Source organism: Paenibacillus sp. GbtcB18, assembly GCF_019091125.1.
Classification (GTDB): domain Bacteria; phylum Bacillota; class Bacilli; order Paenibacillales; family NBRC-103111; genus Paenibacillus_F; species Paenibacillus_F chitinolyticus.
In genome coordinates this window covers 1-244 of sequence record NZ_JAGXJX010000717.1, presented here as the reverse complement: position 1 = coordinate 244, position 244 = coordinate 1, and the positions used below count along the sequence as shown (strand labels likewise).

The window sequence follows — 244 nt, the reverse complement described above, 5'->3', positions numbered from 1 at the left end:
CCAGCCCCAACCGGTCAGCCTACCGGCACGGGGGGGGGCCCCGGTGCGGCGAAGCTGCTTGTTAACCCGGGGGGAGCCCCCTTCCCAGACTACACGCTCGATGGCAACAATTATTTCCAACTTCGGGATCTTGCTCAAGCGCTTGATTTTGACGTTTCGTGGGAAGCTGCCTCATACGCTTTAACGATCGATACAAAATCCGGCAACAAGCCTGAGTAAGATGACATAGAAACAGATTCAACAA

1 pseudogene is annotated in these 244 nt (G+C 54.9%); it reads left to right on the top strand.

Annotated elements, in window-relative coordinates:
• Positions 1 to 219: pseudogene (locus tag KVT34_RS30890) on the top strand (copper amine oxidase N-terminal domain-containing protein); the annotation flags it as partial.
• Positions 220 to 244 lie beyond the last annotated feature (25 nt).